The sequence below is a fragment of the Levilactobacillus brevis ATCC 14869 = DSM 20054 genome (assembly GCF_001433855.1).
In the GTDB taxonomy this organism is placed as follows: Bacteria; Bacillota; Bacilli; order Lactobacillales; family Lactobacillaceae; genus Levilactobacillus; species Levilactobacillus brevis.
On record NZ_AZCP01000001.1, the window covers coordinates 1 to 26,783 of the forward strand.

A 26,783-nucleotide genomic window follows, 5' to 3' on the forward strand; every position below is an offset into this window, starting at 1 on the left:
GCCACGCGATTATTCCGGCATAGCTCAGTTGGTAGAGCACCTGACTGTTAATCAGGTTGTCGACGGTTCGAGCCCGCCTGCCGGAGCTTTGTAATGGAGAGTTGTCCGAGTGGCTGAAGGAGCAGCATTGGAAATGCTGTAAACGGGTACTAACCTGTTTCGAGGGTTCGAATCCCTCACTCTCCGTTTGGAATAGTATGACCCGTTGGTCAAGTGGTTTAAGACACCGCCCTTTCACGGCGGTAACATGGGTTCGAATCCCGTACGGGTCATTTTGGAGGATTAGCTCAGTTGGGAGAGCGTCTGCCTTACAAGCAGAGGGTCACAGGTTCGAGCCCTGTATCCTCCATATGACATAATAATATTATGGTCCGTTGGTCTAGTTGGTTTAGGACGCCTGCCTGTCACGCAGGAGATCACGAGTTCGAGTCTCGTACGGACCGTTGTTATGTTATTAATTTAATACAACAAGCATTACATGATGGTAAATGGCTCGGTAGCTCAGTCGGTAGAGCAATGGATTGAAGCTCCATGTGTCGGCGGTTCGATTCCGTCCCGCGCCATTATGGTGGGGTAGCGAAGTCTGGCTAAACGCGGCGGACTGTAAATCCGCTCCTTCGGGTTCGGTGGTTCGAATCCACTCCCCACCATCATAGGGATATAGTTCAATGGTAGAACAACGGTCTCCAAAACCGTCGATGTGGGTTCAACTCCTACTATCCCTGTTGTAATGTTATGGCGGTATTGGTGAAGGGGTTAACACACCGGATTGTGGTTCCGGCACGCGTGGGTTCGATTCCCACATACCGCCCTAGATTGGGCATCTTGTTTTATTTAGCTGGTCCAATCAGATTGGATAGGCGATTATGGTGGTATAGCCAAGTGGTAAGGCAGAGGTCTGCAAAACCTTTATCGTCGGTTCGAATCCGATTACCACCTTTGACTGGGTGTATCCAATCATTATTAGTTATTTTTTGCCGGAGTGGCGGAACTGGCAGACGCGCTGGACTCAAAATCCAGTGTCCGTTGAGGACGTGTGGGTTCGAACCCCACCTCCGGTATATCAAGGAAATATATGTCTGTTTAAAAATAGAAGGAACGTTGATATAACAACGTTCCTTCTATTTTTTTGCTCTTATAAAATCATATTCATACATACTTATGCAAGCTAGTGCTACAGAAGTGCTATTTTTTTAGAGTGCAATGCTACATTTTTACCGATTTTGTAGCATCGGAGTTAAACCTACCCCAATCAACGCCACTGCCAAGCTTTGTCATAACGCGTTCGGCCTTGTCGTCCTCAGCCTGCTCTAGCTCTTGAATTATGTGTAGATAAGTCTTTGTTGTCGTTGAGATACTTTCATGCCCCAAACGGTGGCTGATATAGGCGATTGAAGCCTTTTGGTACAGTAAAATTGAAGCGTGTGTGTGTCGTAGACCGTGGAAGTTAAGTTTTTGATCTATACTAGCTGATTTCAGCAATTCTGCTAATCCATCATTGAGGGCCTTAGAAGAGGGGACCCGCTGGTAGCGAGAGAAGAACACTAAATCCTTAGAGTTCGATATCTCTTTGGATTTGAGAAATAGATCTTGTTCATAATGCAGCTTCTGCAAAATATTGAGTAAGTTACGGTCTACTTTTATCTTCCGTATGGAGTAAGGATTTTTTGTTGGTCCAAAGTCACGTTTTTTCCAATTCCAAGACTTATTAATATCTATGGTTCCGTTCTTGACATCTATGTCGGTCCACGTTAACCCCGCAATCTCTTGCTGACGCATGCCTGTAAGCAGGGCAGTTAAGCACATGTATGAAGTTACGTCCAAGCCGTTAAGATTGCTCATAGTCACCTTATAGAGCTTAGCTGCATCTTTGTAGCTTAGGTACTTAATCTCCCGGGTGTTGCTGGTATCAAAGACAATGTGCGTGTTCAGTGTAAAATCGCGTGGGATTACGCCATCATTTACCGCGTTACGCACGGCGGCACGAATATGGACGTTAATCTTGGCGGCTGATTCTTTAGAATGTGTTTTTTCATCTTTGCCATCGCCAAGGCCGTACCAATTGAGAAATTTCTGGTATTGAGCCGTGTCTATTTTTCGGAGTAGGGTGTTTCCAAAATATTTAGTGATCGTGTTAATCGTGTATTGGTACCTTTCGGCCGTCGCGTCAGCAATATTTGGCTTCCTAAATATTTTGAACCATTCTGTGAAGTAATCCAAAAAAGTGATGTTGCGCTGAGAGATTTTTCCGCCACTGTGCACTTGCTGCTCTAATTCAATACCATAGACCTCTGCTTCTCTCTTGGTTCTAAATCCACTTTTGGACTTATAATGGCGCTTGCCATCGGTGCCTTTAAAACTGACACGGGCGATCCATTTTCCATTTCCTCTGTATATTTCCGCCATGTTGATTCCTCCTTGATTTGGAAATTGAAACTATTGATATTTCCAAACGTATGTTCTTTTTGAGCTCTAAATAAAAGCCCTGAACGGGCCCAAGTACATATTTATCTTTTAATGTCACCATCTTTGGGACTATGCTTCTCCCCGGAATCGAACCGAGGGGAGTCACCAGACAGAAGCTGTTATTCAAAATGACACCTTGAATATCCATGTTTTTTTGCCCAATGCAATGAGACGTGCTTTTTATATGAAGCGTGTTTCAAACCACGACAATTTTTATTGAAGTGATACTTCTTCCCGTGTTTGGGTGCAATCCAAACGTATGTAGTTTTTGCGTGAGCAGTAGTGATGTTTGGAACAATAGGAGCTGCACCACCCATAAATAAGGTGAAGGACAATGCAACTACCGCAACACTCTTTTTGATATTTTTCAAAACGAACCTCCTATGAATATGTAGTCAGCTTTTAACGTCATCGGGTGTGGACAATAGGATGATTGAATAGATACTTGATAAGGCTTTAAAATCTATTTCTGAAAGGGTGAGCCTCAGGAGAATCTTGTGGATTAGCATGTTTCCAATGTCCGCCAAATTTTTTACCAATAGGCGCATTTTCTTTAAGGCAGGTGAAGCGTTCGCCCTGTTCATTTTCAATAATAAAAATGCGGTTGAACTCATTCCGAGTCTCTACAATTTTGCAGTTCTCATGTTTAACATTGAAGACATCAACGAAATCCATATTAAGACCTCCCATATCAGTTGGACATAAATTATACCCATACGAATTGGACGAAAATAATAGACCAGTGATAATAATTGTCGACATTGACTACAACATTTTTTGAAATTATGCTTATTCCTGAAATCTAATCGAAGGGAGTTACCAGGCAGAAGCTACGTCTTAGGCATATAACAATCCAGTTACACAAATTTATCATGAAAAGGATGTGCATCAGGAGAGTCACTAGGCTTGGCATGTTTCCAATGATCGTGAATTTTGGAAGAGCGAGGTGCATCATCTTTCAAACAGGTAAAACGTACTCCCTGTTCGTTTTCAATAATAAACACACGTTTGAAGTCGTTCTGAGTTTGAATGATCTTGCAGTCGTCATGCATAACATTAAATACATCAGTAAAAACCATTTAATTACCTCCATAATGCAAAAGTTAGTGTTTTGACCGTATGTGAAAAAGGTAAAAGGACACAATTATGATAACTAATACAATCAGAGCAATAACTGGTAAGTGGTCGATTAGATCATTTATCAATTGAAAAACATCTTTCCTTAACGTTAAAGTCATCTCCTCAGATAGTTACCTAAATGGACCTTGTTGGACTCGAACCAACGACCGGACGGTTATGAGCCGTCTGCTCTAACCAACTGAGCTAAAGGTCCATGATAATTAATTGCTAATGTAGATACCAATTAGGTGGAATAGCTTCTGTAAAAAGCAACCACTCAAACCCGCCAATTAACAGACAGACAAAGTAGAGTACAGCTAATTTTTTTTGGTAAAGTTCCATGCTATGCCATCCACGAGTATATAATCGAAAAACTGTTAGTCCAGTCATCACTAATCCAAGTATTCCCAATATTAGTACGCCAATAAGAATGAAAACATCTGGATGATTAGGATCGTTTTCGGCTAATCCAACACTACCATTGATGATTAGAAACAGTGGGGTCATCAGTAGTAAGACGTTAATACTCAGTTCTAGCCACATTTTACGTTTAGATGTAGGCATGAGTATGTCTCCTTTCGTATGAATAGATACCATTGTATCTTTAATTTCTTACATGAACCCTGTGAGACGCAACCTACAGTTTAGGAAACTGTTGCTCTATCCTGTTGAGCTAAGGGTCCAAATGCTTCTCCCCGGAATCGAACCGAGGGGAGTCACCAGACAGAAGCTGATTATTTCGTTAGTAACACCAGTGACACTTCTTATAGCCATGTTTTTTTGCCCAGTGCAGTGTAACGTGTTTCTTATGTTTAGCTGCATTTAAGCCGCGGCAATGTTTCGAATGATGCCATTTAGTGCCATAATTTGGAGCAATCCAAACGTATGTAGTTTTTGCGTGAGCAACTGTAGTATTGGGAATAACTGGCGCTGCACCACCCATAAACAGGGTGAAAGTCAAAGCAATTAGCGTAATGCCTCTCTTAATAGTTTTCATGATATCCTCCTGTAAAAATATTTGATCAGCTTTTTAGGTCTTCGGGTGTGGACCAATCAAGCCTATTATCTATTGGACAAAGTCTTCGATAATATCTGACTCAAGTGTTTTGCCGTTTAACTTGACGGTTTTAGTAAGTCCACCGCCTAAAATAGTGATATTACTGCCCTCTGAAATATGGTGAGAGTGCATGTCTTCAACTTCAACTTCGGCGACGGTGGCAGCTGTGTTGTCACTGTTGCTTAGAACGATATAGTCCATGGTATTATTGTCAGAATTTCGCTGAATATATGTGACGGTTCCGGTTACCTTAATCAGTTTTTGATCATATTTATCTGGGTTATCAGTGAAACTTTCAAGACTTACACGTTTATATTTAGACCTATAGCTCGATTTAGTTGACGAATTTTCATTTTGTTTTTTCACTGATTCATCAAGTGAAGCAGATACTGAACTATCAATGCTTGCGGATATTGAAGATGATTTTGAGTCGCTGTCAGTGTCAGCAGTTTTAGAGCTAGGGGTGTTGTGTGTCGTAAGATAGCTCATAACCCTCAACTGGTGTTTATTACTTTTTATCCCGTCTTTTTTGGCATATACGACATATCTTCCCGGAACAAGTGCATCTTCATAGAAAGTACCATCGCTGCCAGCTTTGATCTTCTCAACATCATTATGCTTGTTTTCTGGAACAAAAATGACACTGGCTCCTTTTACAGTCTTACCCTCAGCGTGGTTTATATCATAAATTCTATTTTTTTTGAGCCGCAAGCTAACGTTTGTGACCTTTTTATTGTCCTTTATGTTATTACCGCTTTTAGCAGAACTTTGACATCCAGATAGTAAAATTGATCCTATCACAAAGGGTCCAATTATTTTAATTATTCCCATGCTTTCCTCCCGGTATATGTACAGCTTTTAGCGTCATCAGTTTTGGACATATTATATTTTTTCCAGATTTGTAAGTATATCAGGCAGGCTTACCTAATCAAAATCGTAGGGTAGGCCATATTGGCGTGCTAAGTCTTTGTACGAAGACGGCATACGATCGTTATCTTCAATAAATAGTAAACCCATCAATGCGGCCGAAAACTCGTCTGCCTCAGTTTCAAGCTGACCGTGTGCCTTGTTGCTACTTGTATAGTAGCCGACCAGACCTTCCTGAAGAATGGCATGACCCAGTTCGTGGCCCATAACAAAGTATTGGGTAGGGGTATGTCTAATTGTTGTATTGAGCATAACAACAGGCTGGTCACCATCATAGACAGTTTTGCCTAGTGGATAATGGCCAAACAAGCACCATTCGACTTGAATATTGAGTCTTTCTGCAATTGTAAAGGGATTGGCGGTGTGGTATCGATTCATTACTGTTTTCGCAACGTTACTTATCTTTTCCAAACAATCAGCCCCTAGTCGTGCTTATGGCGCTTCCAGAAAATCGTTGTCATCGCCACACGTACTTGTTCTTTTTCTTCTTCTGTGAGGTCCTCACCGCCATAAGTCATGGACCCCTCGTTATCAGTTAGGAATTTTTCTAAGTCATTTGTATCCTTTTCATTAGCCCACACAGGAGTACTATTTTTACCGAGGAGATAATCCGTGGTGACTTCAAAAATGTCTGCGAACTTAGCAAGTTCAGAATTGGTTATGTTTCGATTCCCATGTTCTATCTTGTTCATTGTTACCTTGTTGAACCCCATCTTATCTGCGAGGTCTTTTTGGGTCCAATTGTGTGATTCTCGTAAGTCAATAATTCTAGAAATTAATTCTTTATCCATGATTGGCCTCACTTTCGTTACTGTATTGACAACTAGATGATAGCACGGTTACTTTTTTGGAAACAAAAAGTTTCTAAAAAAGTAACGATTTTTCTTGACATTACTAAATTAGTAACTTAATATATAGTCATGGTTAATACATCAGTAACCGAAAGGGGGATAAAGAATGATTGAGCTTGATTTGCGTCTAATAAAAAGTCGTCGAATTGAATTGAAATTGACCCAGCAAGATATGGCTGATTACCTAGACATGGGAAGTAAGGCTAACTACTCTCGATACGAAAGCGGAAAGTATGCGTTCGATGCTAATACAATTCCGATGCTTCATAAAGTGTTGGGAATTCCGATCACAAAGCTATTTACTCAAAAAGTTACTGATTCAGAAACTATTGCTTCTACTGAGGAGGTGAGCTGATGAAGAAAGGCTTCTGGGAAAAGTTCGATGATTTCACCGAGGATCATATGATGGCTATTAGTTTTGTTTGGCCACTAATTGTTGTAGTAGTGATTGATGTATTTTTTGCACTATTTGATAAATAGATGAACTATGACTTGCGCGACAACTGCAACAACTATAGGCCAAGCATAAATTTGAATCTTTAACCAGAGATTCCGTTTCCAAGCATGGTTTAAGTCGTCACGATAATCTTCACCTTTTGGGCTTAGCCAACCAGACTTGGCGTTTCTAACCAGATAGTAAGTGCCGTTGTGTTCTTGATTAAGCTCAGCCTGAAGCAGCCCCATATGTTTATAGTCCATCAGTTGAATGGCTTCATAAACTTCTAATTCAGAATAGCCATGTTGTTTACAAGATTTTATTAAGGAGATCATTCCTTTGTTTGAAAATGGCGCGTCATTCAAATAATTCAGTATCATTTTTCGTTTTTTATCACTTGGTTTCAAGAATTTCACCTTTCTAAGTCAATTATGACATAAAGAAGGAATATTGAGGAGGTGAGCTGATGGCAAGTCTTCTAGGAATTGCCGTTGTCGTACTACTCTTAAGCGGACTTTCAGATTAAAGGAGGTGTCAAAATGACACGACAAGAAAAGATCAACTTTGTTGCAGCAAGTAGTAATCACACCGCAGATATCATTACTGCGATGGTTGAAGCAAATGGCGAGAGCTATCTTGATCGCTTGTACATGATTGAGTGTGCCAAAGCGAATGACCAGTCATTTGAACTCCAGTATCAATGATAACTGTGATATTAGGAAAAGTGATTGAATCCAATTTCCAATCACGATGGGAGGAAAAAGATGCAAAGCAAATTTTCGGAACAACTAACGCTTGCCCTAGATGGGATTCAGGGCTCGCTAACGCATAAGCAAATAGCTGGTAAGGTTCACGTGTCTGTTGGTCAGCTAAGTCGTTTGAAGAATGGCACTCGTAACACGGACAAGCCAACACGAATATCGTTGGCGGAAGCACTGCAAAGTATTTGGCTTAATTTTTCTGGGGCACGGGAGGATTACCATATTCCGTCTTTTATGAAAAATAAGACCAAGCATAACGATGTGATGGCGGCCCTGTTTCAACAGCGAAAAGAGGAAAATGAGCGGCGACAGTTGGAAGATGCATTCGATGAGGCCATCGGCACTAAGCCGGAGCTTCGATCACCGCAGCAACAACAACTAATCCGAGATTATTTCAAAGAATATGTTGAAGAAATTGGGGCTGAGAACACGGACATCGTGATGAAGGCCCAATATGCTGGGGTTCAATTGCAAAGCTATTTTGATAAATATAACGATCAGTATGGAGGGTGAGGCTATGTCTACGTTTGATCCACAAGTAGTCGCGGAAAAGGTCATTGAAAGCCGGGTTGACGATCTCCTTAACGAAGACCAACAATTTCAAATCTCCGTTAACATTAAACAACTTGCCACGATGACAGGTTCCTCAGTATCAACGCTTGAGACAACATTTGTCCCACTGTCATATGTGCAGGAACTGCAACGTAAGGTTGGCGAAAAAGGCAGAAAACGAGTTTGGATTTATCCAGAAATTCGTGATGCTTGGCTTCGATATCTTGATGAAAGGGGGTAATTAGAATGGATTTGTTTTATTACTATGTCGGCGAGTGTGTGTCATGGTTCGGATTGATTTCTGGGGCAATGTTCCTAGGATTCAAGCTTTCTGAGAGTGTTCACGACATGGGCGGCTGGAAAGCATGGGCAATGGATTTCTTCGGATTGGAGGATCACAAATGATTTTATGGCATAAAAAAAGAGTCCTGAGCGGGCACTCAGAACTCGAAGATAAATTACATTTATCCTATTTCTATAACATTAATTCTACTCCAGACGGGCGGTGGTTGCAATGGCGATGAACGTGCCAGATCATGCAACATTCGATTTTGTCCGATACATGAATCGGCTAGAATCACAGCCTGAAACGGAATTCATGGTCAAAGATACCAATGGCAACCCCATGATTTCCGGTGAAACTTATTGGGAAGCAGAAGGCCGATATGTGCCGACCGATGAAGATTCAATGCACGACTTTTTAGATGCTGAGGGTGAGGATTATGGAGTCCAGATTGATTGGGACTATGACCATCTGGCAGCTATCTTGGAAGATTTTAAGGGGGCGGAGGTGATCTCATGGACGTAGTCAAGGTACACACAAGCAGCCGTTTCCAACCTAAGGCAGTGATTGCTACTAATTTAGCTGAACTAGATGACATTAAATCTGATCTGTTCAAGGAAGTTCAACTGTTGGCCGAAAATGATCGACTTAGCAATGATGAGATTGATCGGCTATACAGTATCAGCGACGAGCTTGTTGCTTGGTCACCCAATTTGGAGGAGGAAAAGTAAATGGCTAATTCATTATCACGGGTTCCAGTTAAGACTTTAGTTAAGCAAGATAAAATTCAACAAATGTTTGAGGGCGCTCTGCACGAAAAGGCTACTCAATTTGCAACTTCATTGGTCAGCGTAGTCAATGAGAACCGTAAACTGTCTCAGGTTGATTCGATGTCAGTCATTAATTCGGCAATGGTTGCTGCTAGTTTAGACCTACCAATTAATCAGAATCTGGGCTACATGTGGTTAGTGCCTTACAAGAATGTGGCTACACCACAAATTGGGTATAAGGGTTACATCCAATTAGCCATGCGAACCGGTCAGTATAAGTCGCTTAACGCCATTGTGGTCTACGACGGCGAACTTAATGGCTGGAACGCATTGACTGAGGAGGTCGACTATAATCCGACCGGAAAGAAGTCAGACACAGTCATCGGATATATCGGGTACTTTAAGCTGCTGAACGGCTTCGAGAAAACTGTTTATTGGACGCGAGACCAGATTGATCAGCACCGTCAACGGTTCTCTAAGATGTCCGGCGGTAAGAATCCTTCTGGCGTATGGGAATCGGACTTTGACGCAATGGCTCTTAAGACAGTCCTGAGGAATTTATTGAGTAAGTGGGGACCAATGTCCACGGAAATGTCCGAAGCGCTGACTCAGGACGAAAAGAAGCAAGACAGCAAGGTGCCAGTCGACATTGATGCCGAAGAGGGCACTGATACCACCGCAGCCCTGCTTAACGACTTTAACAAGGCCGAGGGGGCCAAGACGGTAAATGCCGATGAAAAGGACGGTGACACGGATGACGACAGCAACAGCGACTCAGAGCCAACTGGTGAAGAGCCTGACCACTCCGCCCAGACTTCGATTAACGTCTAAAAATTACTACAGCCGGGTTACGGATCAAGTCTACATGTCAGCAACTTGGTTCAAGAAGTTTGAAGAGTGCGAAGCATCGGCTTTGTACGAGCTTAGTGAACCGCCAGAAGAACTGCGGCCGGCAAATGCTCCCAAGACCGAGGGCGTTACTCCAGCGATGCTAGTGGGAAATCATATTCACTCTTACTTTGAATCAGGCAAGTCACACCAAGAGTTTGTGGAAGAACATACGCCGGTACGTGGAGACTCGAAAGACGAGCCGACTATCTACACCCAGAAGGGAAAACTGCTCAGCAAGTATAGCTATGTGGACTTGATGGTCAAACGTATGGAACGATTCGACCTCTTCAATTACTTCTACAACGCGCCTGAGTGTCAAAAAGAAGCAATCATCTCTGGACAGATATTCGGAGTTAACTGGAAAGGAAAAATTGATTCTCTCAATGTTGAAAAAGGCTACTTCTGTGATCTTAAGACAACTGCTGAAATTGATCGTGATTTTTATAATCCTGCTATTCGTGACCGTGAATTGTGGTTCGATCACTGGAATTACGGCTTACAAATGGCCGCCTACAAGAAGCTGCTACAGGACCAATATCACAAGCCGTTTCACGTCTTCATCTTCGCAGTTGATAAGAAGACCCCGGAGCCAGCCATTGAATCCTTTGAGGTCGATTATGGACGCATTGAGAAGGGGCTTAAAGAGATTGAAGAATATCAGCCACTCCTAATGGATGTGATTGCCGGTAAGACAAAACCGATCCGTTGTGGTAAGTGCAACTATTGCCGTGCGACATACCAACCGACCGGATTCAAGTCATTAGATATTGAAATTTAGGAGGTGAAGACTTGGATTACTTCAAACAACGACGAGCGTACCGTAATTTTAAGATGTATGAAGCGAGCGTCTCTAATGGGCAAAACAATCTGTATCGCGAGTTATTAGACTACGCGAACGATGAAGGCAAATTGGATGTTCAGTTTCGCATGAAAAATTCGGCACTGCTTAGTCTAACAGGATTATCCGAGCCCGGCCTCGATAAGGCAAGAAATTCACTGGTACAACTTGGACTGATCAAGTACATCAAAGGTAAGAAAAACGTCAAGCCGCCTGAGTATCGGGTGGTCAAACTTTACGGTAGGCCAACTGGTTACACAACCAGTAACCCAACTACAAATGAAAAAAGTAGGTCAACTGGTTTAGATGAAGTAGGCCAACCAGTTGGGCAAGGTGGAGGTCAACCGGTAGGACATAAAGAACTTACTGGTACTGACCTTGACTTGACTGGTACTGACCATGATGAAGATGACGCGGGTGTCACCCGAGGGGATGTTATCGACAAATGGACCAGTCTCTGGGGGTTCCCTAACGCTATCGCCACCCCTGAGATTAACGAATGGCTTGATGCCTTGCCTGCCGATGTGGTGGACTTCGCAATCACCATCGCCGGTGAGCACCAGGTCAAGGCCACTGGATCACTCAAGTACATGCGAGCAGTGATTGAAGGGTGGCAGAAACGGGATATCTCCACACTTGATCAGGCTAAGAAGGCAGCGAAGGAACACGACCAACGCATGAAAAGTGAACGCGGTGGCTCTAAGCCTACTAGGGCTAAAGAAACCTTGCCAGACTGGGCGCAATCGGGGGCCACTCCAACGGCTACCCGAACTGAACTAACGCCTGAACAACAGGAAAAAATTAACGCGCGAATTGCGCGACTACAGCAGAATGGAAAAACAGAACGGGAGGCTACATCATGAACGACTTAGTAATTATGAAAAATCGACAGGCAGTTACTACGAGCCTGCAAGTAGCAGAGACTTTTGGCAAAAATCACCGCGATGTTTTGCGGGCTATTGATGACATGAAAGATGTGCGCAATTTTGCGCAGATGTACGTTGAGAGTGATATTCCGGACTCCTATGGACGTTCGCGGCGGGCTTACTAAATGAACCGCGATGGATTTACGCTGCTGGCAATGGGCTTTACAGGAAAACGTGCGACTAACTTTAAGTTGGACTACATTGAAGCCTTTAACACAATGGAAAAGCAGGTTCAGTTACCGATGACACCTGAGGAACGGCTTCAATTAGCCATGGAAAATAGCAATCGGGCGAATCATCGTCTGACTGACGTTGAAGAACGGGTGGACGACTTGGAGAGCAATGCCAAACTTGATCCGTCCGAGTACGCCCATATCGGTAAACGCGTGAACAAGGCAGTTAGCGATTACGTGAAGGTTCATCGTCTGCAGCTGACTCGTAAACAACGAAGTGAGCTATACAAAGACATTAGCAATGGCCTTAATCAAGTAACTGGCGTCCGCACACGTACTCAGATTCGTGAAAGGGACTTCGACAAGGCCGAAAAGTTCATTGATGATTGGCGGCCAAGCACTGCTACTAAAATGTTGATCCAGCAGACAGAATTACCATTGGCAGGTGTCGCCGGTGATTGAGTTAGTCGTATATGGTGAACCAGTACCAGCAGCGCGGCCACGTTTTAATCGTAGCGGACATGCGTATGATCCATTAAAAAGTCGGACGTATAAGCAGTATGTGTCATTAGAAGCTAGTAAACAGTATCACGGTGATCTAATTGGCCGGAAGCCATTAGTGGTCCATATAGCCATTTATCGACCAATACAAACCAGCGTTAGCCAAATCGAACATGCTAGAAGGGCACAAGGACTTCACCGACCAATAGTTAAGCCTGACACGTCCAATTACGTCAAACTCATTGAAGACGCGCTCACAGGCGTTATCTGGAAAGATGACAACTGTATTGTTGATCTATCGGCTAGTAAGTATTATTCAGACGATCCAAGAATTGAAGTGACAATCACGGAGGCAAAAAAATGGCTAGATTAGTTACGGGTGCCGGTCGTCAATCTGACCGTGATTATACCCAACGCAAGAAACACCACTCCCGTAAGGTGGAGAAACGGTTAAACAATCAAGCTAAGCAACGTTCAGTGGCTCGCTATGACCAGCGAACGTGGCCCAATATGTCGTACAGCGCTAAAGACTTACGAGAGCGGAACAATGAGACTGGGCGCAGGGTTAAATGGACGCCCCAAGGTTTGGTTGTGCTAGAAGAACAACAATCAGAAAAGTCGTGATTAGATTCATGTTATTAAGACTATCAAGTGAACATGGTTGTATAGAGTGTCGGCTAGGTTATGCTCGGAAGCATTACTTGGGACACATACCAACGTGGAAAATTAAGGCCGCTATCTGGCAACAGAAAAAGCCAGTCATCAATGGCTGGCGAGTGGAGGTAATCAAGTAATGGCAAAACAGCGAAAACGTTCTAAGCGTCGAGCAGTGAAGCAAAAGAAGCGCCGTATGGCGCAACACGCACGGGAACATCAGCCAGTGGCAGTAAATCCACCAGAGACGCGTGTGAAGCCAGTGGCACATAAGGTCAAGGTGGTTAGCACCAACGGGTTATATAACTCGTTAGCGTAAAGGAGGCAACCAATGTTTAATTACAGCAGTGAAGTTGAGTGGATTCAAGTCGCTGACGTTAGTGGCAGCCAAGTTTGGATTAACTTGGCTAAGGTTGATTGTATCTCTGAAAATGGTGATGGAACAACGACTATTTACTTAACTACCAAGATTGTACGTTCCACAATGCCATTTGACCAAGTGCTAGGCATTTTAGCTGGTAAGGATCAATGATCCTGCCTAACCGTTTCGACTTAGTAGGCGTACCTGAGTACACCATAGGCGGTAAAACCAAGTACCACTGTGCGATTGTTCAGAGGTCGGGAAGGCTTTCAGGAGTAGGCGTTATGGCAGATGTTTGGTTTGTCGATACTAATGAAGTGCGGCGGGTTATGTGTGCGGACTTACGTAAATGGCCTAAGCCAAAGAAAAAACGGAGGTAATTAAGATTGAATCAAAAAAAGTCGCGGGATTCTGACTGGGTGAAGTACACAGAAGCGTTAATGTCAGCAATTAAGTACCGAATCAAAATGAGCATTTCCTTAGAAAAGTTAACGGCCGACATGCGAGAAGATGGCCTGTATGACTATCCAAAAGGGACCAAGAAGGATGGCTTGGAACAAGCTCTTGAGGATATTGATTTTGTTTGCAAAGGAATACTACACGATGATTAATCGCCCGGATTGTTACGAAGAAGCCGTTAGAGAGCTACAGGAGCAGCACGACGTGATTGTAGCACCGAGTGATGTTGAGATTGGGAGGGCGAATGATGGTACCAAAATTTAGAGCGTGGGACGAAACGCAGCATAAAATGCTACAAGTCGACTGTATAGAGTTTATCGATGGCAAGGCGTACTGGGTTGAAGCTAGTCCTACTGATGGTAATGTTCAAGGTGGAAATGATGGTCCTGTTAGGGACAACAGCCAGCTTAAATTGGAGCAGTATACCGGCCTGAAAGATGCCAACGGTAAAGAAATCTACGATGGCGACATCGTTAAGTCTATCTACAAGTATGCTCAGCCTAAAATTTCACAAGTTATTATGGAGGATGGTAATAGCTATATCCTTGGAGAAGACTTGGCTACTGGGAATGAGATGCTAGTTAGTGACCATATTAATGAGATTGAAGTCATTGGTAATGTGCATACGAACCCAGAACTATTGGAGGCAGACAATGACACACGAACAGATTGAGTATCGTAATTACGTGCTGCAAGGCATGGCAAGCTATGGTGGCGATGTGGCACAGGCGTTAGTGTGGTGCGGCAATCACTTCACCAAGCTGAGTAACAGCCAGCGCAACGCGATTAACAAGCTGTCAGCGAAGGAACGCAACCAGGTTATCCATGAGCTGACGATGGGATAAAATTCTTATTTTATGTAGGAGGAAAAATAAAATGAAAAAATTTTTCTTGCGTTTGCGAGAGGTTTTTAGTTGTTTGTATTTACGGTATATAAAAAGGCCACAGTGTATTGTCTGTGGCGAGGTTGGAACTTTAAAAGTTGGCGAACATCAATATATTTGTGAAAGCTGTGCAGAAATCATGGGGGAGATTGGAAATGACAGAGACTAAACGGCATTCCAAATGTTTGCTAGGGTTTGTGCATCAATCTTTAATTGTAAGATTTTATTTTCAGAAACAGGGGATCCAGTGATAAGTTTTCCGTTTTGCAGATTTAACACCGCAATTTTACAGTCATTAGTGGAAAAACTGTAATTAGCGCTTTCCATCAGAGTAAGCATGGATTCAATGTTTCTCTTGGTAACTTTTGTAGACACGTTTGGCTTTTTGTAATATGCCTTAATCAAGTACTTCTGACCATTTAAGATAAGTCCAAACTCTGGTGATGATGAGATTGATATGGTATTAGGAATCGTCCAATTGGCACTACCGGTGTCAAAATATTCAACACTATCGTAGGAGTTGTAAAATTTGATGAATTTTTGAATGCATCGTGAATAGTTAGCTTTCTTTTCGGTGCGTACAGTTTCAACGATGTCAGCGAATCGATCAACGGGTTGACCGCTTTTCAAAACATTCTTAATATGTGTGCGCAAATCTTTGTAGTAATCGATTGCCGGCGAATATTCACTATTCTTTAGCTGCTTTACGTAAGTCATTTTTGCAGAAGTGCTTACTTTGGCAGTGAAGGTTAAAAACATCGTCAATGATAAATGGGGATCCATGGTAGTAGCCACCTTGAGGGAAATTCAATGTAGTATGGCTACTAGAGCCACAACATATTGTGGCATCAATGATAGCATAGCATATTTAAAAATGCTAGTAAGTAGTTAACTATTTTCGGGAGGCACTAGTATGTGGAGCAAAATTGAACCGCTTTTGGAAAAACGTGGAATCACACCACATCACCTTTCAAAACTGATGGGTGATTCCAATGATTCAAACGTTTACGCGTTGAAGAATGGCAAAATCAAGCGCCCAAGTTTTGACTTGATGTGCAGAATTGCCAAAGCGTTGGATGTTAGCTTAGATGTTTTTAGGTAAACAAAAAAGGGCCGCCCGGCAGCAGCCCTTACCCAAATTATGCTTACTCAATGGTCAACAAATTAATTATACCATTGATAGGGGCTGAAAGGGTTGGCTGAATTAGATTTTGACAATATGAATATGGGAAGTCTATTCCCGGAAGTAGATGCTGGAGCAACTTTGCAAAACGTGACACACTTTTTATCTGTAGTATTGCCTAAGATGGTCCGTATCAGTGGACAGTCAATGAGCGATTTAAAATCACCTAGCTATGATGGAATGCCAAAATCTCAGCCATCAGGTAATGCGACAGATTCAAGAATTGTGCGGCGGCTATATGCCGAAGAAGTCGTCAAACGGACAATCCAAGCAATTAAACACTGTGATAAAGATTGCCAGAATATCCTAGATGAACTATATCTACAAGAACTATCAGATACCATGTGCTTTATGGACTTAGGATTTTCTGAGTCTAGCTATTTCCACGTTTGGAAGCCAAAAGCACTATTACAGTTTGCCGATTGCTACATGCTGGATGATCTCCATGTTTTTAAAAAAAGCAGTTTTGATGCAGTTTGAGTGCAGTTTTTGTGCAGTCAGACTGCAGGCACTAGCCATATTTAAGGGTTATTCTAGTATCATCGAAAGAATTAAGAAAAACACGCATAGCTCAATGGTAGAGCAGACAGTAATTGCCTGACGCGGGTTCGATTCCCGTCAGTGACATTGGCGAGCATTACAAATTGGGAGGCGACTCCCCTTCATTTAAACGTATGTTCAGCTCGCCAAACTCCTGCATAAAATTGACCGGCCTGCATAACCGGTCATTTGGACCTTTAACTCAGTTGGTTAGAGTAGACGGCTCATAACCGTTCGGTCGTAGGTTCGAATCCTACAAGGTCCATTAAGTCGCTATAGCTCAGAGGATTGGTAGCTGCCCTGTGTTGATCAGCAGGTTGGTCCAGTTAGGTTAGAGCGCCCACCTGAGACGTGGGAGGTCACCGGTTCGAATCCGGTTAGGGGCGTTGGACGCAAATAAACCTAAGGAGATGAGCTCTCCCGTTCATTGACTGAGTGCCCAAGTGTGATTGTGGCGGAATAGGTAGACGCTAGTTGTGTAGGGTTCTCTAACTCTATATATGCGGGGATTACTCTTAATTCATGCAGGGTGCAAATCCCTACCAAGCACATTGGCCCTAAACAAATTTTTGCTTAACACTGGGTCATACAAACTAATCTGAAAAGAGGTGAGAACTTCTCTCAGTTTAGTTTGAAATTAGTCTGAGGAGCCGTCTGTGGTAGAGCGGTTCCTTTTTTGTACATAAATTAGGAGGGATCTATGATGACGACATTCAAATGTGTGAAGGTTATTATTTCCGTTGCTTTGATTTTTATGTCAATATTTATTGGAAATATTAATGCCCTCATATTTTCTATTTCAGCCTTTCTTTTCTCACTAACGGTGGAGTAATATGAGGATATATTAAATTAACCATCGGGGAGTATATAGAAATATGAATGTAGGGTTTTTTAATAAAGAACTGTTGAAATCAGTATCTGCAAGTGCCGGTTGGCTTTTTGGGGTTATTGGTGCATTATTGTCATTTGTTGATTTCAAGGAACAGACGAAAAAGGATGTACTAATTGGTTTTGTATTGCTCACAATTGTATTTTATATTGTTAAATTAATTTGGGCAAACTTGATAAGAAGCGCCGGTTTTAAGGTTGGGGATTCGAATATATCGGTGAAACACGGAGATATATTTAACAGTAAATATTATGACAATGGTAAGTTTATTAAAGTGTTTGCTTTTAACGAGTATTTTGATACAAAAGTTGATGATGAGATAATATCGCATGGCTCTCTTAACGGACAATTTATCGATAAAAAAGTAGATAACATCTCAAAATTAGATATTTCTATTGATAAAGATGGGAGACTGGAACATAGACACAAATTGGATATCAATAGAGATAGGCCAAGAGGTAAAAAAACAAGATACGAACTTGGATCAATTCATAAATTTTCAGAAGATGTTTTCTTGACAGCCTTAACTCATTTTGATGATAAAAACCGAGCGTACCTGTCTATTCAAGATTATGTAAAATTTCTAATTAACTTTTGGGATGAAATTGATGAAATGTATGCTGGAAGAACTGTAGTCATAACTCTATTCGGATCGGGTATAACCAGACTAGACCATGATAGGTATAGTGCGACAGAGATATTGGATACAATACTCTGGACTTTCAAGCTCCGAAGAATTAAATTTAAGAGGCCTACTAAGTTAATTATCCTTCTAGACAAAAATACAAATCGGGAAATCGACTATTTCCTGTTAAGGAGTAAATTTTATGGCTTACAGAAATAAGGTATATGTTGCATTTGATGGTGACAATGATATGCGGTATTACGAATTGATGCGAGGTTGGAGCGTCAAAGATGATTTTGAATTTAATGATGCACATGACTTACACAGTGCAAGAGATTCGAGCACCGAAGAATCAATTAAAAAAAGTTTAATGGACAGATTTAAGAATTCTAAATTGTTCATTCTTTTGATTGGTGAACATACAAAAAATCTAACGAAGTTTGTTAAATGGGAAATTGAAGTGGCGATTCGATTGGATTTACCGATTATCGCTGTCAATTTGAATGGCAAACGACAAGATGATGCTTTAATGCCTGCAGTTTTGAGAGATGAATTACATATAACTGTTCCCTATAAAGAAAAAATTATTAAGTATGCAATGGATAATTGGCCAGATTATGATGAAAGTTATCGAGGAGATGGTAAAAAAGGTGGATATTCTTATAAAGATAAAGTGTATGAAAGCTTGGGTTTGTAGAAATAATTAACGTCCTTTGGGGCGTTTTTATTTTGTCCAAAATTATTTAGTGCTCAAAATCCTGATATATCAAACAACAGTTATTTGGGGATAGTTGCAATTATCCTGTATAATTTATTTGTTGACAAATTATACGGAGGTTTTTAAATGGAAAAATTAATTATACGGGCAGATGTAACGTGGCAGGAAATCGACGAAAGAGTTAATGATATTTCAAAACGAGCTCATGAAATCAATCAAATGTCTGATAGACAAAAGGCACTAAAAGAATTTCGAGAGCTACGTGATTACGTTGAAAGCGATATGCATGAGCTGAAACTTTCACGGAATTCGGAAGTTCTGGATAACTGTGCCCCATTGCATTATTACCACCTCTATGGTACTCATATTCACTTTGAAAAGTTTGATACTGAGCATCTTGTATGGAATTTGGACGAGTTTGATCAAGCAAAAAAATGGTACGAAGCTTCTGTTTCACGTGCCTATATTTTGATTGAGGGTATTCCGGATTATGACTCAACAGTCTTTATTCCAACCAAACCCATGAACCCATATACAGTTGATTTATCGCCTACGGCTTTCAAGGCCTATAGTAATGGGAAACATATTCAACTTCAAGCGCATGGTTTAGCAACGCAAAATGTAAGACTGGAAGAAACGTACGGACAGTTGTTTGAAATTGTTTTATAAGTTTTTTATGGCGTCGCGTAGCAGCGATGCTTTTATTTTGCCCAAAATTAGGAGGTGGCCGGCATGGGCCAGATGGTAAATACAAAATTTGGCCTGGTCAGCCGCACAGAGGCACGCTGCTTGGGAGAGTTGGAACGTCAGCTTAAAGATGGACGGTGGCAACGTAAAAAGCCACAGCGACCATTTAAACAGCGTATTACAGTGTGGAGAAAAAACAGGGTAACAAGCGTGAAAAAATAAAAGAAGACCAGATTTTGGCCTTCTTAAAAATGATAATTTATTTATCGTCTTTATCTAACTTCTCCTTTACGTCATCAACCGTATCTTTAACAGCATCTTTGGCATCTGACAGTTTATCTTTAGCCTTACCTAGAATACCTTGACCCTTACCTTCAGCTTCACGGGCCTTATCGTTCGTAACCTTGCCTTCAACTTCTTTAGCTTTTCCACTTACCTTATCTTTGGTGCTATCAATCTTGTCATCTAGACTCATAATATAACCTCCCATAATGTATTTGTTACAACAGTATTATTCCACATTTTAATTTGCTTGTCTAATAAGGAGATCCTGCAAGAGATAGTGTAAATGACACTTATAAATTTAAATTTTCAGATTTTGAATCAAGCATCACTCGCAAAAGAGTGGTGCTTTTTCTGTAGGCGAAATCACAAAAGTAAAGGATGATAGCAATGCGCATCACGGTTAAACTTAATCCAGAAAACGTAGCTCAATTTTCATGGGCTTATTCGTATAGCCAAAAAATAGAGTATGAAGGTTCTTCCTGTTACGTCACAGGACTGGGAAGGGATGTCTATGGTGATTTTTATGCCCAACTAAGTCAGATGCCAACAAGTGAACTGACCGAAAAACAACGGAAAAAATTATTTGCTGAAAAGTTTATCCGGGACATGTTTGTATAACAAGGAGGAATTATGAAAAATAAAAAAGTAGATGCAACTGGATGCCTAGTGTCGATCATGACGATTGGCTTAGCGATTGTTTCAATTCTTGTTAGTGGATTATATTTGATGCTGGCTTGGAGTTGGGTAATTGTGCCAATTTTCAAGCTACCTGTGATGAACTATTGGGGTGCTACAGGAATTTCGATCATGTGGACAGCTTTGTTCCAGAAGAATTCCAGCATCGGTGCTGATTCGTTTGATACCTTAAAGCATGGAATCATAGCAATCATAGTTGATTCAGTGTTTATGGTTATTCTTTGGTTGATTAGTTTAGCAATTTAGTAGACTTCTTATAAAAGGGTGAATACGAATGAAATTAAGCAAATTAGCTGAGGTAGCCGCTAAATTCAACGGCTACATTGTACATGATAAGAAGAAAAAGACGATCGTTGTTACAGATCAACGTGGCGTGATGCATGCCCAAATCAAAGATGACTATAAGGGCGTTTATTTGATTCAAGCGTGGGCTGATTCACCATTTCCAACTGAATTAGCAATTGCGGTTGCGGAGTTTGCGGGATCACACCCGCTATTTCGCATGGATATGAATGTTTAAGGAGTGATGAAATGGATTTTGGAGAAGCATTAAAAGCAATGAAGTGTGGGAAACGAGTGCGACGCTCGGGTTGGAACGGCAAAGGTATTTTTATCAGTATTATTTTTGGTGAGGCCTATGAGGATGCAAGTCGCAATAAATATATGACTCATGATTATATTTGTATTGATACCACCGGGTTAAAGACTGACAACGAATACTCACCTAAAGACCGTGTTCCGTGGGTAGCCAGTCAAACAGACATGTTGGCTGATGATTGGAAACTAGTTGAAACTCAAGCAGAGCAAACAAAGCGAGTGATTAAGCGAATGCGTGATAGTTCAAGAAAGGCTCAAAAAAAGCTTATTACAAATTCAACGATAAACGTAAAAATTAATATTGATGACGACAGTTTGAAAACAGCCGTTAAAAAAATTGATGAGCATTTATCTATGAGTTATCGACCGGTTTCAACAGTGTATCTCAAACTTGACGATGCCGAACACGTTCGAGGAATGGCAATCCCATTTAAAACCAGTTATCCCGATCAAATTAAGGAAGTTCAAGATGTATTGCAGCAAAACATCGATGGCGGATTGATTAGCATTAATTAACTCGCGACAGTTAAAGTGAAATAATTTAATGCTTTTTATGAAACAACTCAACACAAATCTAATGGTCGGAGGTGGTGAATTTGATTGGCACGAGCACGGAATCCTAAAAGAGATAAAGCAAAGAAAATGTGGCTTGATTCCGACGGTAAACGGCATTTGAAGGATATTGCCGAAGAATTAGGAGTATCACCAAGCCAAATTCGCAAATGGAAATCGCTAGATAAGTGGTCCGATGAGCTCAAAGGTAACGTTACCAATGATGACGATGCTGAAAAGGAGCGTTACCATTCGGCACGTTACAATCAGAATGCAGCAGGCAATAGTGGCGGAGCGCCACCGGGAAACCAGAATGCTGTTGGAAACTTAGGTGGCGCCCCCAGGGGCAACCACAATGCCTTAGTGACTGGTGAGTACGAGACAATCGACTTTGACACAATGTCGGAAAAAGAACGCGCGCTTTTCGAAGGTGTGACGGATGATCCTTTGCTGACAATAAACACTCAAATACGGACGTTGAAAATTCGTCAGCACCGAATCATGGAGCGAATAAAGATTCGTCAAGAAATGGATGATTCTGATGCTATGGAGCGCTCCGTTGATGTGTTTTTCCTTGGCGCAAAAGCCATTCCTGAAAAGGGAAAAGTCACACAGCCCAGAAAGATTGATGACTTAGATCGTCTGGATTCGGCACTTAATGCGGTCAATGCTGCACTCATGCGGGCAGTCAAGCAAAAGCAGCAGATCATTAGTTCTCTCAGTGATGAGCGTCGTAGCTTGCTGAATGTTCAGGTTGAATTGGCTAAAAACGAATTACTGAATGTGAAGGAAAAGACTGGTGAACTTAACTTGCGTAAGCAAATGGGCCAATTATCAGTTGAGGAGTTGAGAACTATGCGAAAGGGGAGTGAAGCATGATTATTTCCGATTTATCGGCCGAGCAACGAGAGTATTTGGCCGAAGAGGCGGAGTTCGAACTATCTCGCCGTAGTTATGAGGAGTACTTCATGATGACTCAAAATTGGGGTCGAGATGAGGATGATGCAAAGCGTACGGTCATGTACCCTTACACAAAAATGATTTGTAATGCGCTGCAACCTATTCTTGATGGTGAGCGGCGCTTTTTAATAGTTGAAATGCTGCCACAGCATGGCAAATCGACTACTATCACTGAAACTTTTCCATCAGCTTTTTTAATGAAGAACCCAGATAAAGAAGTCATGGTTACTAGCTATGCTGATGACTTAGCACAACGTTTTGGTACTCGAAACTTAGAGAAGTTCGACCAATTTGCTGGTCGTATGTATGGATTAAAAGTATCTGACCGCAAACACACTGCTAATGAATGGCAGATTGCTGGGCACCGTGGTGCTATGCACAGTACGACCATTCTTGGAGCGGCTACTGGTAAACATGCCGATTTATTAATCGTTGATGACCCACTTAAGGATATGCAGCAAGCTAATAGTCCTACTATACGTAAAAAAATTCTTGAGGAGTGGCAAGGTAGTCTTAACTCTCGGTTGTCCGCCGATGCCTCAATTATTGTCATTATGACGCGTTGGCACGTCAGTGACTTGGCCGGTTACTTATTGGCCGAGCAGGCTTTGCCTTGGCAAGAATTGCGGTTACCACTTGTTGCTGAGGAGCATGATCCACTCGGTCGTTCAGTTGGGGAAACATTAGCCCCTGGAAAACCTCTATTCAAAGATAAAAAGTGGGCTGAGGAAAAGCGTGTTGTATCTGGTAGCAAAGTTTGGGCCGCATTGTATCAGCAGAGACCAGTTATTGAGGGTGGGAACATCTTCAAGAGCGACCAAATTCATTATTACTTACCAAACACCGCGACTGCGACCAAGTTGGGACTGGACCATGACACTTCGGTGGCAATTCTTCCTGCGCTTGATCGCGTTTGGTCCAGTTGGGACCTTACCTTCACGGATAAGGATAGTTCAGACTTTGTGGCCGGGCAGACGTGGGGGAAACAAGGGAGTAACTTCTACTTACTTGACCGTGTGCATGACCGCATGAGCTTTCCAGAGCAGATTCGGGCGATTCAGGCTATGGCCCAACGGCACCCCGACGCGAGTGCGGTTTACGTCGAAGACAAAGCAAACGGTTCAGCTGTTATCACTCAGATTCGAAACTATATCTCAGGTGTGCTACCCGTTGTTCCGAAGGGTGACAAGACGGAACGGGCTAGTGTTGTTGTTCCATTCTTCGAAGCGGGAAATATTTACTTGCCACACCCACGTTGGCAACCATGGGTCCACGAGGTGCTTGATGAATGGACAGGGTTCCCGAACATGGAACACGATGACGAAGTTGATAGTATGACTCAGGCGCTTAGCCAAAACATGGCTTCAAAGATGCCAGAAGCATCAGTATATGAGCACAGTCTTTATGGAGGTGTGTTGCATTAGGAAAAGAGGTGAGTTAATTGGCGATTGGAATTAATCACTATCATATTCGTCAGAATGCGTTGAATCGTTTTATTAGCGGCTATGGCGATTGGAATGAAGACCATTCACAGTTTCTTAGCAAAGATATTTACGTTGATGAGAATGACGTATTACGCTGTTCTCCGGACTTTGATATCTCTAGAGATTTCGGTCAGATATACACATTGTTGAATAATTACGATAACCTACGCGACATTTATCATGAAAAGATGCGTTACTACAAAGGCGATCACGGTAATATTCGAACTCGTACTTATAATGATCCGACGGGAGCCAATGCGAACGATGACCGCAATCGTGTTGTAGTCAATATGCCCAAGAACTTAGTCAATACCTTTACTGGTTACACTAATGGGATTGCCCCGAAAATCACCTATTCAGATAATCCATCAGCTGATGGCGAACCTGATGCTGGTTCGAGAGCTGTTAACGATGATCTAGCTGTGTTGTTTAGCCGTAGCCGGTTTAATGACGTGATGTTTGAGTGGTCAAAGCAGGCTTCCATTCACGGGCGAAGCTATTGTTTAGCGTATCTCAATAGCCGAGGACAGCTAAAGCTAACGTTTAAGAGCCCTGAAAATGCTTTTGTAGTGTACAGCAACAGTAATGACAGTAAGCCAATGTTTGCTGTTGATTTTAACCGTGTGCAGGGTGCTTATTATGGCACGGTTCACACGACTGATTTTGATTATCAATTTAACAACGGTGACGTAAAAAAAGCACAGTCATCCGTTGGCTTTGAGAACAGTGTAATAGGACACCAAGGGCGGGTTTCTAACCCGTTTAAAATGATTCCACTGATTGAAATGGCACAGAACGACGAGCGAGAGGGCGTATTTGATGATGTGATCAGCTTAATTGACTCAATGGACAACACCATGTCAGCGAAGATTGATGACGTTGATTACTTCCGGGCAGCTATTCTTTATATCGCGGGAGTTGCGGAGCTAACACCAGAGCAAAAAGAAACTATTCGAAAGTGGCATATCTTCCAAATCCCAGATACTGTCATGATGACTGAAAACGCAACACAAAAGTTCGATGTTCATTACCTAGATAAGCCAGATGGCGATAACGTGCAGGAAAATGCCATTAAACACTTAACCCATCAAGTTTATGACACGGCCCAAGTTACTAACATGAATGACCCTGATTTTGCTAACTCAACCGCTAGTGGTGTGTCCCTTGATAAAAAGATGCAGCCTATGCAGATGATGGCCGCCATCAAATTTAGAAAGATGGAAGCAGCTGTTCAGGATCTACTGTTCTTGATTTACGCATACAACAATGGTGAGGCACGTTCTTATGACAAGGCGGATGAAATGGTTCGTGATACTACCATTCAGTTCACGCCAAACGTTCCTCACGATACACTTCAAGAATCGCAGATTGTGAAGAACTTGAATGGCATTGTTTCGCTGGACCAGTTGCTTAGCTATCTGTCTAGCGTCAAGAGTATTCCTGATGAAATGGCACGGATTAAAAAGCAACAGGCAGCTAATCAAGCCAAATTTGCGAACACACCATCAGGTGACGGCCCAGTTGGGCCAGAGAACGAAAGTGATTCGCAAGGTGATGATGATTCCGAGGATGAAGGCAGGGATAGCTAATGGCCTTGACCGGTTTACAACTCATCAGGCAACGTGAACAGCAAATTAAATCCAATGACCACAGCGATGATGTCTATATTGACGCGCTACTGGCCGGAGCGAAAGGAAAGATTGCAGAGACATTGAAATATTTTCGCGATCACTATGCGGTTGATGGTGTGCTGTCAGTATCTGAAATGCGCTCAAACGTCAATAACGATGATTACGAACTGTGGCAGGACTTTATCCAGCGGTATGGGCCACGGCTGATGAAAGATGAGGCTGCTAGTTATCGATTGAAGAGTGCCAAGCAGCAAGCGGGAATTGACCGCGAACATCTGCTTGGCTCAATGGTTGCTATCTCAATCGCGTATGCCGCTTTGGGCGTCAATGACTACAATGGTCAGACACTAATGAATGAGGCCATACAATCCATGCGGTTTCAAAACAAATTTATGAGAACACGTGGAAATATGCCACAAGACACCAGTGAATTAGTTGAGACTGGTGCAATCAAACTGATTAATGCAGCTACTCAGGGCCTGTCAATTGAAGACCGCGTGTGGTTGCGAACTGATGCTTTGCGTGACCAAGTAACGGCAACGTTTGATCGGGCGTTTCAAGTGGGCCTTGATGATGCCTATTACCAAAGCCATTTGTTTAAGGAAAGCAGTAAGAGCAACAACTCAGCGTCCAAACATTTCAAGTCAGCCAATGGCTACCTAGCCAATTCACTGCTTCGAGATAAAAAAGCGGGAGTGGCCGCGCTTGCTGGTGCGATTGTTGCCGAACAAAACAGTTTAAACGTTGGCTACTGGTACAACGTGGAGGACGGACATGTATGCGAACAATGTATCCAATTGACCAACGCAAGTCCTTACTCTTCGCACGATATCCCGGGTGCTCCTCACAACGGTTGTCGATGCTTTGTTGTTTACTACAAAATTTAGGAGGAAATTATTATGGCAAATGAACCAGGGGCGCAAGACCCAACACCACGAAATGTAAGTGTCGAACAGTTTAATGAACTTGAAGGCAAAGTTGATAAGTTTAGCGGCTTGCTTGAAAAGCTTGTCAATTCTCAACCTGC

General features: G+C 42.2%; 44 protein-coding genes, 16 tRNA genes and 1 pseudogene. 47 read left to right on the plus strand and 14 right to left on the minus strand.

The window, feature by feature from the left end; all coding sequences use genetic code 11:
* The first annotated feature begins 13 nt into the window (after positions 1 to 13).
* The 11 genes from FC61_RS00005 to FC61_RS00055 all read left to right on the plus strand — a co-directional run bounded on the left by FC61_RS00005 (position 14) and on the right by FC61_RS00055 (position 1,061).
* Positions 14 to 86, plus strand: a tRNA-Asn gene (locus FC61_RS00005).
* Positions 87 to 95: 9 nt separating this feature from the next.
* Positions 96 to 186, plus strand: a tRNA-Ser gene (locus tag FC61_RS00010).
* Positions 187 to 199: 13 nt separating this feature from the next.
* Positions 200 to 272, plus strand: a tRNA-Glu gene (locus FC61_RS00015).
* Positions 273 to 276: 4 nt separating this feature from the next.
* Positions 277 to 349 (plus strand) — tRNA-Val (locus FC61_RS00020).
* Positions 350 to 368: 19 nt separating this feature from the next.
* Positions 369 to 443: transfer RNA gene (locus FC61_RS00025), tRNA-Asp, on the plus strand.
* 47 nt (positions 444 to 490) lie between these two features.
* Positions 491 to 563 (plus strand) — tRNA-Phe (locus FC61_RS00030).
* Between the two features lie 4 nt (positions 564 to 567).
* Positions 568 to 650: transfer RNA gene (locus FC61_RS00035), tRNA-Tyr, on the plus strand.
* Positions 651 to 654: 4 nt separating this feature from the next.
* Positions 655 to 725 (plus strand) — tRNA-Trp (locus tag FC61_RS00040).
* 13 nt (positions 726 to 738) lie between these two features.
* Positions 739 to 811: transfer RNA gene (locus FC61_RS00045), tRNA-His, on the plus strand.
* 57 nt (positions 812 to 868) lie between these two features.
* Positions 869 to 939: transfer RNA gene (locus FC61_RS00050), tRNA-Cys, on the plus strand.
* Between the two features lie 37 nt (positions 940 to 976).
* Positions 977 to 1,061: transfer RNA gene (locus tag FC61_RS00055), tRNA-Leu, on the plus strand.
* A 145-nt stretch (positions 1,062 to 1,206) separates the two neighbouring features.
* On the opposite strand, the gene FC61_RS00060 is transcribed toward FC61_RS00055, so the two are convergent.
* The 11 genes from FC61_RS00060 to FC61_RS00110 all read right to left on the minus strand — a co-directional run bounded on the left by FC61_RS00060 (position 1,207) and on the right by FC61_RS00110 (position 6,360).
* Entirely contained in the window at positions 1,207 to 2,406 is a 1,200-nt protein-coding gene (locus FC61_RS00060) for a tyrosine-type recombinase/integrase (RefSeq protein WP_021742311.1), read from the minus strand.
* 179 nt (positions 2,407 to 2,585) lie between these two features.
* Positions 2,586 to 2,837, minus strand: coding sequence for a hypothetical protein (locus tag FC61_RS00065; protein ID WP_035464859.1), 252 nt, complete (start codon positions 2,835 to 2,837; stop codon positions 2,586 to 2,588).
* Between the two features lie 85 nt (positions 2,838 to 2,922).
* Complete coding sequence (locus FC61_RS00070; protein ID WP_024855613.1) at positions 2,923 to 3,141, minus strand: hypothetical protein; 219 nt, start codon at positions 3,139 to 3,141, stop codon at positions 2,923 to 2,925.
* A gap of 182 nt (positions 3,142 to 3,323) precedes the next feature.
* Positions 3,324 to 3,545 (minus strand): hypothetical protein, encoded by a 222-nt coding sequence (locus tag FC61_RS00075; protein WP_021742309.1) that lies wholly within the window; start codon positions 3,543 to 3,545, stop codon positions 3,324 to 3,326.
* Between the two features lie 180 nt (positions 3,546 to 3,725).
* Positions 3,726 to 3,799 (minus strand) — tRNA-Ile (locus tag FC61_RS00080).
* 14 nt (positions 3,800 to 3,813) lie between these two features.
* Positions 3,814 to 4,149: a hypothetical protein gene (locus tag FC61_RS00085; RefSeq protein ID WP_035464856.1), complete on the minus strand. Its 336-nt coding sequence runs from the start codon at positions 4,147 to 4,149 to the stop codon at positions 3,814 to 3,816.
* A gap of 53 nt (positions 4,150 to 4,202) precedes the next feature.
* A tRNA-Arg gene (locus tag FC61_RS00090) sits at positions 4,203 to 4,268 on the minus strand.
* Between the two features lie 59 nt (positions 4,269 to 4,327).
* On the minus strand, positions 4,328 to 4,582 hold the full coding sequence (locus FC61_RS00095; RefSeq protein ID WP_021742307.1) for a hypothetical protein: 255 nt from the start codon (positions 4,580 to 4,582) through the stop codon (positions 4,328 to 4,330).
* Positions 4,583 to 4,651: 69 nt separating this feature from the next.
* Positions 4,652 to 5,473 (minus strand): OB-fold protein, encoded by an 822-nt coding sequence (locus tag FC61_RS00100; RefSeq protein ID WP_021742306.1) that lies wholly within the window; start codon positions 5,471 to 5,473, stop codon positions 4,652 to 4,654.
* A 93-nt stretch (positions 5,474 to 5,566) separates the two neighbouring features.
* Positions 5,567 to 5,980: an ImmA/IrrE family metallo-endopeptidase gene (locus tag FC61_RS00105; protein ID WP_024855617.1), complete on the minus strand. Its 414-nt coding sequence runs from the start codon at positions 5,978 to 5,980 to the stop codon at positions 5,567 to 5,569.
* 11 nt (positions 5,981 to 5,991) lie between these two features.
* Positions 5,992 to 6,360 (minus strand): helix-turn-helix domain-containing protein, encoded by a 369-nt coding sequence (locus FC61_RS00110; protein WP_021742304.1) that lies wholly within the window; start codon positions 6,358 to 6,360, stop codon positions 5,992 to 5,994.
* A 166-nt stretch (positions 6,361 to 6,526) separates the two neighbouring features.
* On the opposite strand from FC61_RS00110, the gene FC61_RS00115 reads away from it, so the two are divergent.
* Positions 6,527 to 6,775 (plus strand): helix-turn-helix domain-containing protein, encoded by a 249-nt coding sequence (locus FC61_RS00115; RefSeq protein WP_021742303.1) that lies wholly within the window; start codon positions 6,527 to 6,529, stop codon positions 6,773 to 6,775.
* Positions 6,775 to 6,900 carry a hypothetical protein gene (locus FC61_RS12555; protein ID WP_021742302.1) on the plus strand — a complete coding sequence of 42 codons (126 nt, stop codon included), beginning with the start codon at positions 6,775 to 6,777 and terminating at the stop codon, positions 6,898 to 6,900. The genes FC61_RS00115 and FC61_RS12555 overlap by 1 nt, the downstream gene beginning before the upstream one ends.
* On the opposite strand, the gene FC61_RS00120 is transcribed toward FC61_RS12555, so the two are convergent.
* Positions 6,886 to 7,263, minus strand: a complete 378-nt coding sequence (locus FC61_RS00120; RefSeq protein WP_035464854.1) for a hypothetical protein — start codon at positions 7,261 to 7,263, stop codon at positions 6,886 to 6,888. The two genes, FC61_RS12555 and FC61_RS00120, sit on opposite strands and share 15 nt — an antisense overlap.
* A 132-nt stretch (positions 7,264 to 7,395) precedes the next feature.
* On the opposite strand from FC61_RS00120, the gene FC61_RS12335 reads away from it, so the two are divergent.
* The 17 genes and pseudogenes from FC61_RS12335 (at position 7,396) to FC61_RS00195 (ending at position 14,870) form a co-directional block, all read left to right on the plus strand.
* Positions 7,396 to 7,560, plus strand: coding sequence for a hypothetical protein (locus tag FC61_RS12335; RefSeq protein ID WP_021742300.1), 165 nt, complete (start codon positions 7,396 to 7,398; stop codon positions 7,558 to 7,560).
* 60 nt (positions 7,561 to 7,620) lie between these two features.
* On the plus strand, positions 7,621 to 8,130 hold the full coding sequence (locus tag FC61_RS00125) for a helix-turn-helix domain-containing protein (RefSeq protein ID WP_021742299.1): 510 nt from the start codon (positions 7,621 to 7,623) through the stop codon (positions 8,128 to 8,130).
* A gap of 4 nt (positions 8,131 to 8,134) precedes the next feature.
* On the plus strand, positions 8,135 to 8,410 hold the full coding sequence (locus FC61_RS00130; RefSeq protein ID WP_035464852.1) for a hypothetical protein: 276 nt from the start codon (positions 8,135 to 8,137) through the stop codon (positions 8,408 to 8,410).
* Positions 8,411 to 8,415: 5 nt separating this feature from the next.
* On the plus strand, positions 8,416 to 8,574 hold the full coding sequence (locus FC61_RS12340; RefSeq protein WP_021742297.1) for a hypothetical protein: 159 nt from the start codon (positions 8,416 to 8,418) through the stop codon (positions 8,572 to 8,574).
* A gap of 109 nt (positions 8,575 to 8,683) precedes the next feature.
* Positions 8,684 to 8,977 (plus strand): hypothetical protein, encoded by a 294-nt coding sequence (locus FC61_RS00135; protein ID WP_021742296.1) that lies wholly within the window; start codon positions 8,684 to 8,686, stop codon positions 8,975 to 8,977.
* A complete protein-coding gene (locus FC61_RS00140; RefSeq protein WP_021742295.1) occupies positions 8,968 to 9,183 on the plus strand; it encodes a hypothetical protein in 216 nt (71 codons plus the stop codon). The genes FC61_RS00135 and FC61_RS00140 overlap by 10 nt, the downstream gene beginning before the upstream one ends.
* Positions 9,184 to 10,053, plus strand: a complete 870-nt coding sequence (locus FC61_RS00145; protein WP_021742294.1) for a recombinase RecT — start codon at positions 9,184 to 9,186, stop codon at positions 10,051 to 10,053.
* On the plus strand, positions 9,977 to 10,891 hold the full coding sequence (locus FC61_RS00150; protein ID WP_162251063.1) for a PD-(D/E)XK nuclease-like domain-containing protein: 915 nt from the start codon (positions 9,977 to 9,979) through the stop codon (positions 10,889 to 10,891). Before FC61_RS00145 ends, FC61_RS00150 begins: the two co-directional genes overlap by 77 nt.
* 11 nt (positions 10,892 to 10,902) lie before the next feature.
* On the plus strand, positions 10,903 to 11,814 hold the full coding sequence (locus tag FC61_RS00155) for a DnaD domain protein (RefSeq protein ID WP_052538417.1): 912 nt from the start codon (positions 10,903 to 10,905) through the stop codon (positions 11,812 to 11,814).
* Positions 11,811 to 12,512: pseudogene (locus FC61_RS12585) on the plus strand (Rha family transcriptional regulator). Before FC61_RS00155 ends, FC61_RS12585 begins: the two are co-directional and overlap by 4 nt.
* Entirely contained in the window at positions 12,505 to 12,924 is a 420-nt protein-coding gene (locus tag FC61_RS00165; RefSeq protein WP_021742289.1) for a RusA family crossover junction endodeoxyribonuclease, read from the plus strand. The pseudogene FC61_RS12585 and the gene FC61_RS00165 overlap by 8 nt, the downstream one beginning before the upstream one ends.
* Complete coding sequence (locus tag FC61_RS00170) at positions 12,912 to 13,175, plus strand: hypothetical protein (protein ID WP_021742288.1); 264 nt, start codon at positions 12,912 to 12,914, stop codon at positions 13,173 to 13,175. Before FC61_RS00165 ends, FC61_RS00170 begins: the two co-directional genes overlap by 13 nt.
* 169 nt (positions 13,176 to 13,344) lie before the next feature.
* The gene (locus FC61_RS00175) at positions 13,345 to 13,524 is read left to right on the plus strand and encodes a hypothetical protein (RefSeq protein WP_021742286.1); all 180 of its coding nucleotides are present in this window, start codon (positions 13,345 to 13,347) and stop codon (positions 13,522 to 13,524) included.
* Between the two features lie 12 nt (positions 13,525 to 13,536).
* A complete protein-coding gene (locus tag FC61_RS00180) occupies positions 13,537 to 13,737 on the plus strand; it encodes a hypothetical protein (RefSeq protein WP_021742285.1) in 201 nt (66 codons plus the stop codon).
* A gap of 215 nt (positions 13,738 to 13,952) precedes the next feature.
* Positions 13,953 to 14,177 (plus strand): hypothetical protein, encoded by a 225-nt coding sequence (locus FC61_RS00185; RefSeq protein WP_021742283.1) that lies wholly within the window; start codon positions 13,953 to 13,955, stop codon positions 14,175 to 14,177.
* Positions 14,178 to 14,272: 95 nt separating this feature from the next.
* Positions 14,273 to 14,698, plus strand: coding sequence for a YopX family protein (locus tag FC61_RS00190; RefSeq protein WP_021742281.1), 426 nt, complete (start codon positions 14,273 to 14,275; stop codon positions 14,696 to 14,698).
* On the plus strand, positions 14,679 to 14,870 hold the full coding sequence (locus tag FC61_RS00195; protein ID WP_021742280.1) for a hypothetical protein: 192 nt from the start codon (positions 14,679 to 14,681) through the stop codon (positions 14,868 to 14,870). Before FC61_RS00190 ends, FC61_RS00195 begins: the two co-directional genes overlap by 20 nt.
* A 204-nt stretch (positions 14,871 to 15,074) precedes the next feature.
* Here FC61_RS00195 and FC61_RS00200 read toward each other — a convergent pair whose 3' ends face one another.
* Positions 15,075 to 15,692, minus strand: a complete 618-nt coding sequence (locus tag FC61_RS00200; RefSeq protein ID WP_035464849.1) for a hypothetical protein — start codon at positions 15,690 to 15,692, stop codon at positions 15,075 to 15,077.
* Positions 15,693 to 15,822: 130 nt separating this feature from the next.
* Here FC61_RS00200 and FC61_RS00205 point away from each other — a divergent pair, with 130 nt between their 5' ends.
* The 9 genes from FC61_RS00205 (at position 15,823) to FC61_RS12355 (ending at position 19,773) form a co-directional block, all read left to right on the plus strand.
* Positions 15,823 to 16,011: a helix-turn-helix domain-containing protein gene (locus tag FC61_RS00205; RefSeq protein WP_021742278.1), complete on the plus strand. Its 189-nt coding sequence runs from the start codon at positions 15,823 to 15,825 to the stop codon at positions 16,009 to 16,011.
* Positions 16,012 to 16,104: 93 nt separating this feature from the next.
* Entirely contained in the window at positions 16,105 to 16,572 is a 468-nt protein-coding gene (locus FC61_RS00210; RefSeq protein WP_080664802.1) for an ArpU family phage packaging/lysis transcriptional regulator, read from the plus strand.
* A gap of 88 nt (positions 16,573 to 16,660) precedes the next feature.
* Positions 16,661 to 16,712 (plus strand) — tRNA-OTHER (locus FC61_RS12345).
* Positions 16,713 to 16,823: 111 nt separating this feature from the next.
* Positions 16,824 to 16,897, plus strand: a tRNA-Ile gene (locus FC61_RS00215).
* A gap of 51 nt (positions 16,898 to 16,948) precedes the next feature.
* Positions 16,949 to 17,015, plus strand: a tRNA-Leu gene (locus FC61_RS12350).
* A 492-nt stretch (positions 17,016 to 17,507) separates the two neighbouring features.
* The gene (locus FC61_RS00220) at positions 17,508 to 18,365 is read left to right on the plus strand and encodes a macro domain-containing protein (protein WP_021742276.1); all 858 of its coding nucleotides are present in this window, start codon (positions 17,508 to 17,510) and stop codon (positions 18,363 to 18,365) included.
* Positions 18,349 to 18,843, plus strand: a complete 495-nt coding sequence (locus FC61_RS00225; RefSeq protein WP_021742275.1) for a TIR domain-containing protein — start codon at positions 18,349 to 18,351, stop codon at positions 18,841 to 18,843. Before FC61_RS00220 ends, FC61_RS00225 begins: the two co-directional genes overlap by 17 nt.
* Before the next feature lie 147 nt (positions 18,844 to 18,990).
* A complete protein-coding gene (locus tag FC61_RS00230) occupies positions 18,991 to 19,533 on the plus strand; it encodes a hypothetical protein (protein ID WP_021742274.1) in 543 nt (180 codons plus the stop codon).
* 63 nt (positions 19,534 to 19,596) lie between these two features.
* Complete coding sequence (locus tag FC61_RS12355) at positions 19,597 to 19,773, plus strand: hypothetical protein (RefSeq protein WP_154654568.1); 177 nt, start codon at positions 19,597 to 19,599, stop codon at positions 19,771 to 19,773.
* A 37-nt stretch (positions 19,774 to 19,810) separates the two neighbouring features.
* On the opposite strand, the gene FC61_RS00235 is transcribed toward FC61_RS12355, so the two are convergent.
* Entirely contained in the window at positions 19,811 to 20,026 is a 216-nt protein-coding gene (locus FC61_RS00235; protein WP_035464847.1) for a CsbD family protein, read from the minus strand.
* 197 nt (positions 20,027 to 20,223) lie between these two features.
* On the opposite strand from FC61_RS00235, the gene FC61_RS00240 reads away from it, so the two are divergent.
* From FC61_RS00240 to FC61_RS00275, 8 genes are all read left to right on the plus strand, one after another.
* A complete protein-coding gene (locus FC61_RS00240) occupies positions 20,224 to 20,454 on the plus strand; it encodes a hypothetical protein (RefSeq protein ID WP_035464845.1) in 231 nt (76 codons plus the stop codon).
* Positions 20,455 to 20,466: 12 nt separating this feature from the next.
* Positions 20,467 to 20,778, plus strand: a complete 312-nt coding sequence (locus FC61_RS00245) for a hypothetical protein (protein ID WP_021742271.1) — start codon at positions 20,467 to 20,469, stop codon at positions 20,776 to 20,778.
* Between the two features lie 28 nt (positions 20,779 to 20,806).
* Positions 20,807 to 21,052: a hypothetical protein gene (locus FC61_RS00250; protein ID WP_021742270.1), complete on the plus strand. Its 246-nt coding sequence runs from the start codon at positions 20,807 to 20,809 to the stop codon at positions 21,050 to 21,052.
* An 11-nt stretch (positions 21,053 to 21,063) separates the two neighbouring features.
* Positions 21,064 to 21,645 (plus strand): DUF2829 domain-containing protein, encoded by a 582-nt coding sequence (locus tag FC61_RS00255; protein WP_021742269.1) that lies wholly within the window; start codon positions 21,064 to 21,066, stop codon positions 21,643 to 21,645.
* An 84-nt stretch (positions 21,646 to 21,729) separates the two neighbouring features.
* Complete coding sequence (gene terS / locus FC61_RS00260; protein ID WP_035464844.1) at positions 21,730 to 22,560, plus strand: phage terminase small subunit; 831 nt, start codon at positions 21,730 to 21,732, stop codon at positions 22,558 to 22,560.
* Positions 22,557 to 24,065, plus strand: a complete 1,509-nt coding sequence (gene terL / locus FC61_RS00265; RefSeq protein WP_021742267.1) for a phage terminase large subunit — start codon at positions 22,557 to 22,559, stop codon at positions 24,063 to 24,065. The genes terS and terL overlap by 4 nt, the downstream gene beginning before the upstream one ends.
* A 17-nt stretch (positions 24,066 to 24,082) precedes the next feature.
* The gene (locus FC61_RS00270; protein ID WP_021742266.1) at positions 24,083 to 25,714 is read left to right on the plus strand and encodes a phage portal protein; all 1,632 of its coding nucleotides are present in this window, start codon (positions 24,083 to 24,085) and stop codon (positions 25,712 to 25,714) included.
* Entirely contained in the window at positions 25,714 to 26,643 is a 930-nt protein-coding gene (locus FC61_RS00275; protein WP_021742265.1) for a hypothetical protein, read from the plus strand. The genes FC61_RS00270 and FC61_RS00275 overlap by 1 nt, the downstream gene beginning before the upstream one ends.
* Positions 26,644 to 26,783: the final 140 nt, after the last annotated feature.